14 protein-coding genes are annotated in these 14,111 nt (G+C 66.8%); 4 read left to right on the forward strand and 10 right to left on the reverse strand.

Features of this window, described 5'->3' with window-relative positions:
• Positions 1–109 precede the first annotated feature (109 nt).
• From EV672_RS16450 to EV672_RS16470, 4 genes are all read left to right on the forward strand, one after another.
• A complete protein-coding gene (locus EV672_RS16450) occupies positions 110–2,794 on the forward strand; it encodes an AAA family ATPase (RefSeq protein ID WP_208110795.1) in 2,685 nt (894 codons plus the stop codon).
• 84 nt (positions 2,795–2,878) lie between these two features.
• Positions 2,879–4,114, forward strand: a complete 1,236-nt coding sequence (locus tag EV672_RS16460; protein ID WP_133611080.1) for a site-specific integrase — start codon at positions 2,879–2,881, stop codon at positions 4,112–4,114.
• On the forward strand, positions 4,111–5,043 hold the full coding sequence (locus EV672_RS16465) for a tyrosine-type recombinase/integrase (RefSeq protein ID WP_133611081.1): 933 nt from the start codon (positions 4,111–4,113) through the stop codon (positions 5,041–5,043). Before EV672_RS16460 ends, EV672_RS16465 begins: the two co-directional genes overlap by 4 nt.
• Positions 5,040–6,041: a site-specific integrase gene (locus EV672_RS16470; protein ID WP_133611082.1), complete on the forward strand. Its 1,002-nt coding sequence runs from the start codon at positions 5,040–5,042 to the stop codon at positions 6,039–6,041. Before EV672_RS16465 ends, EV672_RS16470 begins: the two co-directional genes overlap by 4 nt.
• 394 nt (positions 6,042–6,435) lie before the next feature.
• Here the strand turns inward: EV672_RS16470 and sorU are convergent, their stop codons facing one another.
• The 10 genes from sorU to EV672_RS16520 all read right to left on the reverse strand — a co-directional run bounded on the left by sorU (position 6,436) and on the right by EV672_RS16520 (position 13,954).
• Positions 6,436–6,804: a SorU family sulfite dehydrogenase c-type cytochrome subunit gene (gene sorU / locus EV672_RS16475; protein WP_133611083.1), complete on the reverse strand. Its 369-nt coding sequence runs from the start codon at positions 6,802–6,804 to the stop codon at positions 6,436–6,438.
• A gap of 2 nt (positions 6,805–6,806) precedes the next feature.
• A complete protein-coding gene (sorT, locus tag EV672_RS16480) occupies positions 6,807–8,033 on the reverse strand; it encodes a SorT family sulfite dehydrogenase catalytic subunit (protein WP_133611084.1) in 1,227 nt (408 codons plus the stop codon).
• Entirely contained in the window at positions 8,030–8,662 is a 633-nt protein-coding gene (locus EV672_RS16485) for a hypothetical protein (RefSeq protein WP_133611085.1), read from the reverse strand. The genes sorT and EV672_RS16485 overlap by 4 nt, the downstream gene beginning before the upstream one ends.
• Positions 8,659–9,192: an RNA polymerase sigma factor gene (locus EV672_RS16490; RefSeq protein WP_166643617.1), complete on the reverse strand. Its 534-nt coding sequence runs from the start codon at positions 9,190–9,192 to the stop codon at positions 8,659–8,661. Before EV672_RS16490 ends, EV672_RS16485 begins: the two co-directional genes overlap by 4 nt.
• 70 nt (positions 9,193–9,262) lie before the next feature.
• Positions 9,263–9,616 (reverse strand): DUF305 domain-containing protein, encoded by a 354-nt coding sequence (locus EV672_RS16495; protein WP_133611087.1) that lies wholly within the window; start codon positions 9,614–9,616, stop codon positions 9,263–9,265.
• Positions 9,613–11,016 (reverse strand): YncE family protein, encoded by a 1,404-nt coding sequence (locus EV672_RS16500; RefSeq protein ID WP_133611088.1) that lies wholly within the window; start codon positions 11,014–11,016, stop codon positions 9,613–9,615. Before EV672_RS16500 ends, EV672_RS16495 begins: the two co-directional genes overlap by 4 nt.
• A gap of 29 nt (positions 11,017–11,045) precedes the next feature.
• Positions 11,046–11,969 (reverse strand): alpha/beta fold hydrolase, encoded by a 924-nt coding sequence (locus EV672_RS16505; protein WP_133611089.1) that lies wholly within the window; start codon positions 11,967–11,969, stop codon positions 11,046–11,048.
• Positions 11,970–12,128: 159 nt separating this feature from the next.
• Positions 12,129–13,043 carry an anti-sigma factor family protein gene (locus tag EV672_RS16510; RefSeq protein WP_133611090.1) on the reverse strand — a complete coding sequence of 305 codons (915 nt, stop codon included), beginning with the start codon at positions 13,041–13,043 and terminating at the stop codon, positions 12,129–12,131.
• 19 nt (positions 13,044–13,062) lie between these two features.
• A complete protein-coding gene (locus EV672_RS16515) occupies positions 13,063–13,566 on the reverse strand; it encodes an RNA polymerase sigma factor (protein WP_133611091.1) in 504 nt (167 codons plus the stop codon).
• A 61-nt stretch (positions 13,567–13,627) separates the two neighbouring features.
• Positions 13,628–13,954 (reverse strand): COG4315 family predicted lipoprotein, encoded by a 327-nt coding sequence (locus EV672_RS16520; protein WP_051495650.1) that lies wholly within the window; start codon positions 13,952–13,954, stop codon positions 13,628–13,630.
• Between the last annotated feature and the right edge of the window lie 157 nt (positions 13,955–14,111).

Genomic DNA, 14,111 nt, shown 5'->3' on the forward strand with positions numbered 1-14,111 from the left:
CCTACCCCGTCGAGAGTCTGAATTGAGTGTCTGGACTATGGTGACGAGCTGGCGTTGACAACGTGAGATCACGTCGGAAACTGGTTTCAGCAAACCGCTGGAGCCAACCATGCAACCACTCAAACTCACCCTCAAAGGCTTTCGGGGCATCCGTGATGGCCTGGGACAAGACGTGTTGACGCTGGACTTCGAGCGCCTGGCCGATGGCGCCGACCTCGTCGCCATTGCCGGGGCCAACGGGAGGGGCAAGACCACGTTGATGGACAACATGCACCCCTATCTGACGATGCCGTCACGCGCGGCCTTGAGCGGCCCTGGCGGCTTTTCCTACTACGACCATGTCTGCCTGCCGGAGAACGAAAAGGATCTGACCTGGTCACATGAAGGCAGGTGCTATCGATCCCAAGTGGTGATCCGGCTCAACGGGCGCCACAAGACCGAGGCCTATTTGTATGCGCTCAGTGATGTGGGCCAATGGCGCCCGGTCTGTCTCGACGATGGTCTGGTGTCCGACGGCAAGGTCGAGACCTACTCGCGCTGTGTAGAAGCAATTTGTGGCAGCGCTGATACCTTCTTCACCTCCGCGTTCTCAGCGCAGGGCAAGCGCCAACTCAGCACCTACCGCAATGCCGAGATCAAGAGCTTGCTGTCCGACTTGCTCGGCCAGGAAGAAATCCGAGCGTTGGGGCAAAAGGCCAATGACACCGCCAAACTGATCAAGGCCGGGCTGTCGGCCATCAGGCAGGAGTCGGCCGGGCTGGATGCGGAGCAGGCTCGCCTGGATGCGGGGCTGCATCGCTTGCAAGGTGCATCCGACCGCGTTGCGCAAGCCTTGCTTGAGCGGCAACAAGCGCAGCAGGCATTGGATGGGCATCGGGTTTGCCATGCCCGCTTGCAGGCCCAACGGGATCAGTCACAGAGCACCGAGGCGCGTCGTGCGCAGTTGCTTGAGGAGCGCAAGGCGCTGATCGCTGCAGGCACGCGAGCCATCGAGGGGCTCAAGGCTCAAGAGCAGGATGCCTTGCTGGGCCTGGAGCGCTTGGCGCAGCGCATCACCAGTCGGCGCACGCATGCGCAGTCTCGGCAGAGCACGGTCATGCAGTCCCGTCGCCAGTGCCTGACCGTGCTCGAAGAGGCTGGCGCGGTCCAGCGTGCGGCACATCGCCTGCCTCTGGCCGAACAGGTGCTGAGTGCAAGGCAGCAGGGGATCGTTGTGTGCCGACAGCAGGTGCAGGCGATGAGGGATGCACAGGCCACGGAACGACTGCTGGTGCAGAAGCTAGCCAGCATCGAACTGGAGGCAGGCAGGGCGGCTTTGAAGGCCCAGGAGTTGGCGCACCGCTTTGGCTTGGTCGGTGAGGTGCCTTGTGCGGGCACCGATCTGCAAGGGCAATGCAAGCTGCTGGGGGATGCGTATGAAGCCCAGACCTTGATGCCCAGCGCACAAGGCCAGATCAGCCGCCTGGCGCAGGACAAGGCCCTGGCAGAACAGGAATTGTCCCTGATCCGCCATCGGTACGAGGAGCTGGCCCAGGCGCCTCAAGCGCTGGCGCTGGCCGAACGCTTGGGTGACATGGCTCGAACACGGGTGTCCCGCATGTCGCTGCTGGCGACCAGGGCGGGCCAGATTACCCAAGCCCGCGCCGCCTTGCAGACCATTGAGCTTGAACTGTCCTCATTGGAGCCAGAGCTTGGCCGGACCCAAGACAACGAGACGACCGAAGAGCACGCCGAGCGCCAACAGATCGAGGCCACACGTCAGCGGATCGCGCAGGCCCTGGTGCAACAGGCGCAGCATTTCCGGGAGGCGCTCAATCGCCTGGACGCGGTGCTTCATGGTTTGCCAACGCCCTTTGACCATCAGATACTGGCCGCTGCCGCCCAGGCTGAGGCCCAAGCGCGCCTGGCCTTGTCCACCGCAGAGCAAGCCCACCTGGCCGCCGAGCGCGATGCCCAGTCCAGGATTGAATTGACGGCTCAGGCGCGGGCCCTGGCTGATCGGCGTGTGCAGGTGCAGTCCCGCATGGCCCGGGCGGAGGGCAGCTTGGGAAATTGGAACCTGTTTGCCCGATGTATGAGCAACGATGGCCTGATCGCCCTGGCCATTGACGATGCCGGCCCGGCTTTGTCTGGCTTGGCCAATGACCTGCTGCTGGCCTGTTATGGCCCACGCTTCACCGTGTCCATTCTCACGCTGGTGGAGACAGGCAAGGGCGAGCAACGCGAGGGCTTTGACATCGTTGTGCATGACGGCGAGTCGGGCGACAGCAAGAGCCTGGGGCTGATGAGCGGCGGGGAGCGCGTGTGGATCTCATGCCGTGATCGGCATGAGATCCACTATGCCGAGACCCCGGATATGCCGAGTTCGCGATCCGGCCGACGTCCCCGCCCCTGCAACTGCGCCGCAGGTACCTGCGAAGCGATGCGGCATAGCACGTCGGGATCCGGGACGCTGAGCCCCGACGCGCGCGGTGGCAAGAGCCTTAGCCTGATGAGCGGCGGTGAGCGAACCTTCATCGACGCCTGCCTGACGCGCGCGATCGCCCTGTACTTGGCCCAGAACACCGGACGGCGATTCGACACGCTGTTCTCCGACGAGGCCGATGGGCCGCTGGACCCAGAACACAAGCGCATGTTCATGGCCATGAAGCGCGAAGTCCTTCGGCTCGGCGGCTACCGGCAGGAGTTCTTCATCACCCAGACCCCGCACCTCGCAACGATGGCCGATGCAGTCATCGACCTTGACGCCATGCAGGCCGAGCCGCGAGCGGGCATCGATGCTTCCGATCGGTGACACGACCTACTCGGGTTCAGGGGTGGAACCTCACTGCCATATGTTCGACTCCACCGGGGACGGTTTCTCCGGAAGGAGACCCTCATGGAAGAGTTGTTTGTGCGCCCGCGCGCACTGATGCGGATGCGCGAGGGCCCGCTGGGCGTGTGCATCGATTCCTTCATCGATTCATTGGCAGCAAAGGGCTATAGCCGCGACTCACGACGCCGCGCCGCATGGTTGGTTGGAGACTTCAGCCGGTGGTTGGACGGACGCGGCGTAGCCGCCGCGGCAGTAGCCGAAGAGTCGGTCGATACCTTCTTGCGAGGCCGCAGGCGCCGTCGCGCCCCAAGGGCCGAAGACCGTTCGACGCTGCTAAGGCTGCTCGCGCATCTGGCGGCACAGGGCATCATCTGCACACCCTCAGCTGAGCGCACTCCAACTGCGGTTGAGCAGATCGAGGCCGAGTATGTCGACTACATGCGCCACGAGCGCAATCTGGCGCCTGCAACCATCCGCTCCAACCGGATCACGGCCAGAAATCTGTTGACGTTCCTCTTCGCCAACGGGCCTTTGACGTTCGACAGCGTGGGGGCGCCGGACGTCATGGCGCACATCAGGCTGGCGACGAAGACCTGCCGTCCGAACTCTGCATGCAGAGTCGTCGGTGGAGTTCGGGCGTTCCTACGGTTCGCGCTTTACCGCGGCTGGCTCGACACCGATATGTCTTCGCACATACCGGCGCCTGCTGTTTGGTCGCAATCATCGATCCCCCGCTCGCTCCAGGACGATCAGGTTCTGCGCACCCTCGCCCAATGTGATCGGGCTAAGCTGAGTGGGTGTCGTGACTACGCGGTCATCGTCCTACTTGCGCGGCTCGGGCTGCGGGCTGGCGAGGTGGTAGCACTACAACTGGAGGACATCGACTGGCACGCCGGCGAGTTGCTGGTTCGCAATGGACAAACCCGAGTCGATCGCCTCCCGCTTCCATACGAGGTGGGCCAAGCGCTGGCGCAATACTTGAGCGAGGCCCGGCCACGCTGTTCCTCCCGGCAGGTCTTCCTTCGAGCACAGGCACCGATCGAGGGCTTCTCCAGTGGTACCGCTGTTGCAGCGATCGTCCGCCGCGCGCTTCAGCGCGCCGGCATCGATGTGCCGAGCAAGGGAGCGCATGTGCTCCGTCACACCTTGGCCACACGACTGCTGCGCGAGGGGTCGTCGCTGCCCGAGATCGGCGAAGTGCTGCGTCACCGCCAGCAGCAGACAACGACGATCTATGCGAAGGTGGATCTTCGCTCCCTGCGGGCCGTCGCTCCTTCTTGGCCGGGAGGTGCGCAATGACGCCGCTGAGACAGGCTGCCTCCGACTACCTTGCACTCCGGCGAGCGCTCGGGTTCAAGCTTCGGGCGAACGAAGATGCGCTGATCGAGTTCACGGACTTTCTCGACCGGCGCGGCGTCACGACCATCACGGCGGCCGCCGCCGTAGAGTGGGCCCTGAGCAAACCATCCACGCGCCCTGGCTTCGCCGCCGATCGGCTGCGTCGGATTCGCGGCTTCACGCTCCACCACCGGTTGCTCGACCCTGCCACGGAGGTCACCCCCGCCAACCTCCTTCCTTCACATCGGCATCGGCGACAACCGTACCTGTACTCGGACGATGAGCTTGCTCGCTTGATGGCTTGCGCGTTGACGCTGCCTCCTACAGATGGCCTGCGAGGGGCGACCTACCACTGCCTCTTGGGGCTGCTCAGCGTCACCGGGATGCGGCTCGGTGAGGCGATCCGTCTCGAGGTCGGCGATGTCGATCTCGACCAAGGCTTGCTGACCATTCGGCAGACGAAGTTCGGCAAGTCTCGGCTGGCTCCGATTGCTGACTCGACCAGGTCAGCACTCGCGGAATACCGCGCGCACCGCGATCGCTTCGCCAAGCGGCTGGCGCCTCCGCAGTTCTTCATCTCGGGTCGGAGGACGGCGCTTGACCCGGGACACATCCATCGGACCTTCTATCAGTTGCTCGACCAAGCGGAGGTGCGCGCCTCCGCGGGTGCTCCACGCCCTCGGTTGCATGACCTGCGCCACCGCTTTGCCATCCAAACGTTGCTGCGCTGGTACAGATCCGGCCAGGATGTAGAGCGCCACCTGCCGACCTTGTCAACCTTTCTGGGTCACGTGCGCATTGAGTACACCTACTGGTACCTCAGCGCGTGTCCCGAGTTGATGGGCCACGCGCTCGCCCGGTTCGAGCGTCACTGGGAGAAGCTGTCATGACGGCCGCGACTGGCAATCTCCCTGTGCTGCTGGAGGGGTTCTTCACCCGAAGACTCATGCACCAGCGGCAGGCAAGCGCCCATACGATCGCGTCCTATCGTGACACCTTCCGGCTCTTCCTCCGGTTCGCCCAGAAGCGCCTCAAGGTTGCCCCGAGCGCGCTGGTGTTGGAGCAACTCGACGCGCCGCTGATCGCGGCGTTCCTTGCCGACCTTGAGCACGAACGCGGCGTGACTGCCAGAAGCCGGAACCTGCGGCAGAGCGCCATTCGGTCGTTCTTTCAGTACGCCGCCTTTGAATCGCCTGGTCATGCAGGCCTGATCCAGCGGGTCCTGGCGATTCCCAGCAAGCGGTGCACTCGCAAGCAGGTCTGCCATCTGACACGTGAAGAGGTCGAAGCCTTGCTTGCCGCACCCGATCGGACCACATGGGCGGGGCGGCGCGACCATGCCCTGTTGTTGCTTGCGGTTCAGACCGGGCTGCGTCTGTCCGAGATCACCGGTCTACGAGCCGCCGATGTCAGGCTCGGCACGGGCGCCCACGTCCACGTGCTCGGGAAAGGGCGCAAGGAGCGCTGCACGCCGCTGGCCAAACAGACACAGGCAGCGTTGCGGTCATGGATGAGCAGCGACTTGGGACCTGAGCCCGTCATTCTGTTCCCGAGTGCCAGAGGCAACCGCCTCAGTGCCGACGGCGTCCAGTACCTTGTGGCCAAGCACGTTGCCACAGCTGGCCGGACCTGCGCATCCTTGACGTGCAAGCGCGTGACGCCACATGTGTTGCGGCACACCACGGCGATGGAGCTCCTTCAGGCTGGAGTAGATCGGTCGGTGATCGCGATGTGGCTTGGCCACGAATCGCTGGAGACCACTCAGATTTACCTCGATGCCGATCTGACGTTGAAGGAGCGTGTGCTGGACACGGTTGCGCCTCCCAGTGTGCAGGCCAGGCGCTATCGGCCGGAGGACAAGTTGATGGCGTTCCTCAGTGCGCTCTGAACCGGTCGCACTCCGTCATCGGCTTGCCAGTGTTGCATGCCGCCGCCGTGTGCGTACCGGCGGCGGCCATGCGGGCAGGCCTCGGCTAACCGTCCATGAGGGCTCCAGAACAACCATCTGGGACCGCAGGGCCTCGGCATTGGCGATGACCACGAAGGGAGTTGGCGGAACCCGCGCGAAGGACTGCTGTGCTCAGATCGCGCTCGTTCGTGCCGTCGCCCTGACTGTTCCAGATCGACCCAATCCAGTCTGTCGAGGAGTTGAGAAGCAGTCGCTGCCGACGGCGGCGACCGATGAAGATGCCCTGCGTTTCGGTGCCAGTCAGCGTCTTGCGGCCCGCGCGGATGAGCCTTTATCGGTGGGGATGCACCACAGATTCCACCCACCTGAAGTCTCACTTGGCACCCCCGCTGGCCTTCGACACATACAGCGACAGAGCCTCAATCTCTGCATCGGTGAGCTTGTCCTTGTACGAAGGCATCTGGCCCAGCCCGTTGCGCAGCGCCTTCGCCACGCGCGCAGCGTCGGGCTTCAACTCGTCCAGCACCGGGCCGACGGCGCCCTCGGCGCCCGCGGCCTGCAAGGTGTGGCAAACGGCGCACGACGGGACGACGCCTTGCAGGAACAGCTTCTTCCCTAGCGCGAGTTGCGCCCTGTCGTCGGCCGCCAGCGCGGGTAGAACGGGCAGCGCCAAGCCGGCGACGAGCACCGACGCGACCCTCATTGCATGCAACATGAAGCGCTGCTGGATGGTGCTGCGCATGATCAGGCCACCGTCACTTTCACGGCGTGGTCGGCCCAGCTCGTGTTGTTGTAGCCGCCGGCGTTTTCCATCCGCTGTTCGGGCTGCACGTTGCCTGCCGTGTCGGTGGCGCGGCTGGCCAGCGTGTGGCTGCCGGCCGGCAGCCTGGCCGGCAGCACGAACTGGCGCCAGGCATAGCGGCCAAGGTCGGGCCCGGTGAGCCGCGCGTCGTTCCAGGTCTTGCCGCCGTCCAGCGACACCTCGACGCGCTTGATGCCGTTCAGCCCGCCGAAGGCCACGCCTTGCACCTGCACCAGGCCGGCCCTCACGCCAGCTGCGTCGGGTGCGGGCGAGTTGATCCACGACTTGACCGTCATCTCCTGCACCGACGGCTGGCTGGGTTCGCCCTTGCCGCCCGGCGGCGAGATGCGGTAGCCGTGCGACATGATCTTCGCCTCGGTTTCCTTGGCCGTGAAGGCCAGGCGCTTGATGTACTTGATGTTGTTCACGCCGGTGTAGCCGGGCACGATCAGGCGCAGCGGCCCGCCGTGGGCCAGCGAGATCGGCACGCCGTTCATCTCCCAGGCCAGCAGCGCGTCGGCCATCGCGGCGGCCGGCACCGAGCGCTCGACGATGATGCTCAGCGGGTCCAGGCCTTCGGGCAGCTTCTCGCCGCCGGTGCCGGTCAGGTAACCGGCGCCCGGCACGACGCCGCCCAGCGCTTCGGCCACCACGCGCACCGGAACGCCGGTCCACATCACGCAACCCGCCGCGCCCACCTGCCAGGGTGTGCCACTGGGCTTGCTGGGGAAGTAGCCGCGACCATTGCCCGAGCACTGCAGCACCATCGCGGTCGTCTCCACGCCCATCGTCTTCAGCTCGCGCAGCGTCAGCATGCGCGGCGCCTTCACGCCTTCGATGGCCACCTGCCAGGCGTCGCGGTCGGCGACGATGGACGCGTCGGGCGCCGGCAGGTTGTTGCGGATGTAGAGCTGCTCGGCCGGCGTGATGACCCCGCTGCCGAAGGCTGCGCGCTTGGTCTCGATGGTGGTGCTGCTGTGCACGATGACGCTGGCCGGGTCTTTCCACGCCACGTAGGCGGGCAGCGGCTTGGGCGTGGCGCTGGCCACTGGGGTTTCGCCAGCCGCGGCGGCACCGCGCGTGAAAGTGGCCAGGCCGGCCGCGGCCAGGGCGCTGGCGCTGCCGGCCAGCATCTGGCGCCGCGGCAGCGAGTTCAAGGTCTTGTTCATCGGGTCTCCTTGGGGGTCGGTGTGGAATTCGGTGGGGACATGTCGGTGGCTGGACCGAACTGGCTTTGCGCCACGGCCAGGGCCTGCTTCTTCTGCGCCACCAGCACCAGCGGCTTGCCGTCGCGCGAGGTGATGACTTTCCAGTGCACGTTGCCCCACCAGCCGCTGCCCTCCGTCAGCGCCACCGCCTTGTCGAAGGCGAACACGGTGACCATGCCGCCCTTCTCGAAGAAGGTGGTGAGGTGGTAGACGAGGTGGCCGTCGATGTCGCAAGGCCGCATCAGCTGCGGAAAGCCCGGCACGACTTGCTTGCCACCTAGCCCCAGGTGCTGAAGCAAGGGCGCGCTGTCCATAAAGGTGCCGCGCAATGTGCGCTCGAAGTATTCGTGCTCGATGGCGCCGCGCACGAGTTCGGGCGGGCGCATGGCCAACACGGCGCCAGTGCCGCTGCCGGCCAGCAGCAGGCCCAGGACAGCGCGCTGGAAGCTGCGCCGCGCCAGAAGTGGCTGCGCCTTGCGGAACAGGTGCGCCGGGGCGGCGTCGGCGGGATAAGCCAGCGCGAGCTCGGCGCGTGCGCGCAGGTCGAAGTCACTGTCGGGGAACTCGGGGGGTCGGAATTCGGGCGTCATGTCTGGATCTTCCTCAACGGCGTGACCTGGCCGCCGCTGGTCGCCCGCACGGGCACGCCCATCACCTGCTTCAGCGCGTCGCGCGCACGGGCCAGGCGCGACAGCACGGTGCCCGGCGCGATCTCCAGCGCCTCGGCCATCTGCGCAGTCGGCATGTCGTCGAAATAGAACAGCACCAGCACTTCGCGGTGAATGGGCGCCAGCCGTGCGAGTGCCTTGACGACATCGAGCTTGTCGTCCAAGCCGGCGTCAGGCGCGGTCTGCTCGGGCTGCTCTTCATCGTCCAGCGACTGCATGCTGGGCACCGCCTGGCGGAAGGCGGCGCGGCGCATGATCTGGAACAGCCAGGCCCGTGCCAACGCCCCATCCCGCAACTGCTCGCGGTGTTTCCATGCGTTGGCAAAACAGTCCTGCACCACGTCTTCGGCGATCGCGCGCGAGCCGGTCAGCGCCCAGGCGCTGCGAAGCAAAAAGCGGTAGTGGTCCCGCACCCAGGCGTTGTAGCGGGACTCGGCAGACTGCAAGAGCATGGTGATCAAGAGCGACCGGCGCTGCTGTTCATTCCACGGCCATCGTCAGTGCTTACCCTGAGCCCAGCAATCAAGGCCCCCGCGTGCCGCCCAGCGAGGGGAATTCGGCCGCCGAACCCGTGCCGGACGGCTTGCGCAAAGCCGCCAGCCGCCGCGTCATGCTTTCGATCTCGATGGTCTGCCCGGCGATGATCTCCTCCGCCAGTTGACGCGTGGCCGGGTCGCGGCCGTGCTGCAGCACCAGCCGCGCCATGTCGACGGCGCCGGCGTGGTGCGGAATCATCATCGCCAGGAAGTCGATGTCGGCCTGGCCCACGTAGCCCGGGCCGTGCATGTCTTGCATCATGCGCGCCATGGATTCGTCCATCTCGCGCTGGAAGGCATTGACTCCAAGCTGTGCGCGGCTGCCCTTCATGCCTTTCATGCGGTCTGGCCCTTCGCACCCACGCGCACGTAGACAAGGTTGATGCTCTTCTTGTTGCGCAATGCGCCCGAAGGCAGGGCCAGGTTACCCAGCGGAATCTGCGCGATGAAGGCCGGCTTGAACGGGTCGCTCACGTCGAAAGCGCTGCACACCGTTTGGCCGGCGTTGGGCGTGCCGGGCAGTTCGTCCTGTTCGTGCGCCACGTAGAGAAGCGTGTTCTCGGGGTTGGTCCACAGCCCGTGCGATTCGCGGCCGTGGCTGAAGAAGGTGCCCACCACCTTGCGCTGGCCGCCCGCGGCGCTGCGGTCGATGATGGCGATGGGGCTGGATGCCACGCCGCCAGGGCCGCCGTCGTCGATGCGCGCCAGGCTGGCGTAGACCACGCTGCCGCGCGCGTTGCTGACGAACTCGACGTGGTTGGGCCGCGCGCCCATGCCCAGTGGCACGCTGTCGACAAGATCGAAGCCGCCCTGCGTCGAGCGGCACGACAGCGCATCGGCCAGCTTGTGCGAGAACCACACCTCGGCGCCATCGGACGTGGTCTTCATGAAGGGTGTGAAGCCGGGCTTGTCCTGGGCGCTGATGTCCAGCGTGGTCACGCGCTGCGGCTGGCTGCGGCCATCGGCGCCCGCGTTGACGCGGAACACGTCGACCTGCGACACCTTCTGGCTGGCCACGAAAGCCAGCGTGCCTTCGCGGTTGAACCACACCTGGGCCGGGCCGTTGAGCGTCGGCAGGAGCTGGCGGACGGCCGTCGAGCCCGCGCCGTCGGCGCCCTTCAACTGGCGCACGGCGCGGTCGACGTCGAGGATGGCAATGCGGTCTTCACCGCGCAGCGTGACCCAGAGCTCCTTTCCGTTGCGCGTGAAGGTGGGCTCGTGCGGCTCGCGGCCCAGCAGCAGGCCGCTGCTCAGGCGCTCGGGGTTGGTCGTCGGGCCGGCGGCCGGGTTGGGCGTGTTGCCGATCACGCGGCGCTGCTCGGCGTCGATGAGGTAGATGTTGCTGGAGCCGCGCCCGCTGGTGGCCAGCAGCCGGCCGTCGGGCGACGGCACGGCGCCGTGGGCGTCGATGCAGCCGTGGTACAGCGGCTTGTGGATCATCGCCGCGTGCGTAGGCGCCACGCCGGCGGTGACGTAGCGGAACGGCGGCCGCGGGTCTTCGTCGAAGCTGGTCAGGTTGATCGTGCTCTCGACGGTGTTGGTCTTGGGATCGATGACGACGAGCGTGTTGGAGTCTTCGTTGGTGATGAAGACGCGGTCGCGCGGGTCGATGCCGGGGCCGGCTGCGGTACCGGATCCGGTGCCGGGTGCGGCTGGTACCTGGGCTTGCACTGCGGGCAGCGCGCTGGCTGCAGCAGCGGCGAGCGAGTACTTGAGGATGTCGCGGCGTTGGGTGGTCATGGGTGCTTTCGATGTGGAGTGGGGAGCGGTCAATGCCGCGCCAGGAAAGGCATCAGCAGCGCGGCGAAGGCCTGCGGTGAACGCACGACGGCGTCGTGGTTGCTGTTCGGAATGGTGGCCAGCTCGGCCTGGGCGGCGCAGCGCTGCCAGGCGGCAGCGGACAGCGCCCACAAGGGCCGCGTGTCGGCGCCCACGGTCACCAGCGCCGGTGCGCGGATGGCACCCACCATCTCGCAACTGATGGGCTGTGGCGGCGCGTTCAGGGTCAGCGGCACGGTGCGCTGGTTGTCCAGCACCATGCGCTGCAGCGCCACGGGCTCGGCGTCGAAGCCGCCCGGCGGCAGCTTCAGCACGAATTCCCAGAACTGGCGCATCGCCGCTGGCGTGTCACCGCCGTTGGCGACGGTGCGGATGCGGCCGACCTCGCCGCCGAAGGCCGCGATGGCGGCCTTGCCCTCGGGCGTGCCGGTGATCAGGCTGCCGATGGTGGGCTCATGCAGGGTCAGGCTGCGGAACAGCTCGGGGTGCTGGCTGGCCGCCAGCGTGGCCACCGAGCCACCGTAGGACCAGGCCACGACGTGCACCGGGCCGGCGCCCAAACTCTGGATGAAGGCTGCCAGGTCAGCGGCGTGCATGGGCTGCGAGAAGCGCGCACCGCTGTCGTCCCATGGCTGCACGCCGAAGTAGCGCTGGTTGACGGCGATGTAACGGTAGCGCGCCGCCACTTGCGGGCGGTAGGCGTCCCACACGCGCTGGTCGCTCATCGAGCCGTGCACGAAGACCACCGGCACGCCCTGGCCTTGTTCGATGTAGCGGATGTCGGTGTCGTTGACGCGCACCTGCTTCTCGACGGGCGGTGCAGATGCGGGTACTGCAGGTGTCGGCGTCTGGCAGCCGGCCAGGGCCAGCGTCAGACTGAGCATCAAGCTCAAGGGCAGGGCAAGGGTGGGCATGGCGTCTCCGGTGGCGGGCTGGGTTCGGGCGCCTGCCAGCCTGCGCCGGTAGGACGTGTGGACGTGTGGACGTGTGGACGTGTGGACCAAGAGCGCGCCGCGCGCCGTTTGATTCCACTGCCGACTAAAAGAAGTGCCACACCGGCCCGTCCGCGGCCATCAGCGCCGGGCGCCCAGCTGCTGGTAAACCGCGGCCGACACCTGCGCCAACACGCTGCGGTCGGCGTCTGACGACAAGGCGTAGCCGAAAGGCCCGTCAACCCAGTAGAAGACATTGACCGCGCCTTCGCGCGCAAAGCGGAAGGCCGTGTCGGCGTTCTTCGCGCCCGGCTGGGGCGCCCCGCCCGGCCCGGCCGCGCTGCCCACGTCAGCGACGTCGTTGGACACATACAGCGTCAGCTTGCTGCCGAGTTCATTGCGGTACATGAACTGCGCCACCGGCCCCTGGCCACCCGGCAGCAGGCGTCCGCCCTCCAGCGTGTAGCCCTGCGACTGCAGGTGCGGCGGCTTCATCGGCGCGCCCATGCGCTTGGACAGCCAGGCCACGAGCTGGTCTTCGTGCGCGGCGTCCACTTCCACGGGCCGGCGCGCATCGGGGCTGTAGACCGCGTGCGCGACGGCGGCGCGCTGCGCGAAGCCGCTGGCAGACACCAGGGTCAGGCCACCCGGAGCCGGTTGCACAGCCGCCATGCGCGCCGCATCGTCACCGCCGGCGCCGGGCCCGACGCCGCGCAGCCCCCAACCGGTGGCGCCGCTCATGACGGCAATGGCCAACCCGGCGGCCAGGCGCTGCAGGTACCAGGGCGTTGGAGCTACGGCGCGCGGGCGCGCCGACTTCAGCAGGCGTTGCGGCGGCTGCTCGTCCAGCACGGGGTCGAACAGGGCGGGCAGCTCGCGCTTCTGCGCACGGTAGGCCTCGACGCGCTGCGCATCGTCGGGGCGCGCGGCCAGGTAGGCGGCGATCTCGGCCTCACGCTCTGCGGGCAGACGGCCATCGACAAACGCATGCAGCTCGGCCTCGGTGACCGGGGGGGTGGGCGGGAGGGTGGGCGGCGATGGGCGATCGGTACTCATAGGGTGCTTCGCAATGCATTCATTTGACGACCTTCAGCCGCACGGGTTCGGCACGACCTTCCATCAGGCCGCGCAGGCGCTCACGGCCGCGCGACAAGCGCGACATCACCGTGCCGATGGGAATGCCCAGGGCCTGCGCCACGTCGGCATAGGCCATGTCTTCCAGCGTCACCAGCAGCAGCACTTCCTTCTGCTCGACGGGCAGCAGGTCCAGCGCGGCCTGCAGGTCCAGCACCGCCAACCTGTCGCCTTGCGTCGGCATCACCGGCACCTCGGGGGTGTCATCGTCCATGGTCACGGTGTGCAGCCTGGGCCGGCGCACGCCATCGACGTGCAGGTTGTGCATGATGCTGAAGAGCCAGGCGCGCATGTCCGCCACGCCGCCCCACAGGCCCGACTTGGCCCAGGCCCGCTCCAGCGTGTCCTGCACCAGGTCGTCGGCGTCGTCACGGTTGTTCACCAGCGCCCGGGAATAGCGGCGCAGGCGCGGCACCCAGCTCAGCAGTTGATGGTCGTCGTTCATCAGGATGTTGACGATGGGTCGAGCCCGCGCGAAGCTGGGTGTGCAGGCGGGTGTACAGGCGTCATTCCTTGATGATGTGCCAGACCTGTTTGAAGTTGTCGCCGCTGCGGTCGCCGGCCTTCTGGTCGGCCTTGTAGGTGTACACCGGCTTGCCCTTGTAGGCCCACTGGCGTGACCCATCGTCGCGAGTGACGATGCTGTAGGCACCCGTGGTCCGGTCGGTGGCGGTGGCCATCATCGGCGGCCAGAGCGCGGCGCAGCCGCCGTTGCAGGCGCTCTTGCCGCTGTTCGCCACGTCCTGGTCGAAGGTGTAGAGGGTCATGCCAGCGGGTGTGACGAGCGCGCCACCAGACAACATGGCGGGCGCCTTGGCAGGCGGCTCGACCATGTTGGCACAGCCGGCAGTGACCAGAAACGTTACCGCAGATGCGGCGATGGCGAGGGTTTTGAACATGGGAAGCTCCGTGGAAGTGGTGGCGGATCGGGCAGCGTGGGTGAGATGTTGCTCACATCGGGGCAGACGGCACGCTCGGGCCTTTTATTCC

It is taken from the genome of Aquabacterium commune (assembly GCF_004362855.1).
Classification (GTDB): domain Bacteria; phylum Pseudomonadota; class Gammaproteobacteria; order Burkholderiales; family Burkholderiaceae_C; genus Aquabacterium; species Aquabacterium commune.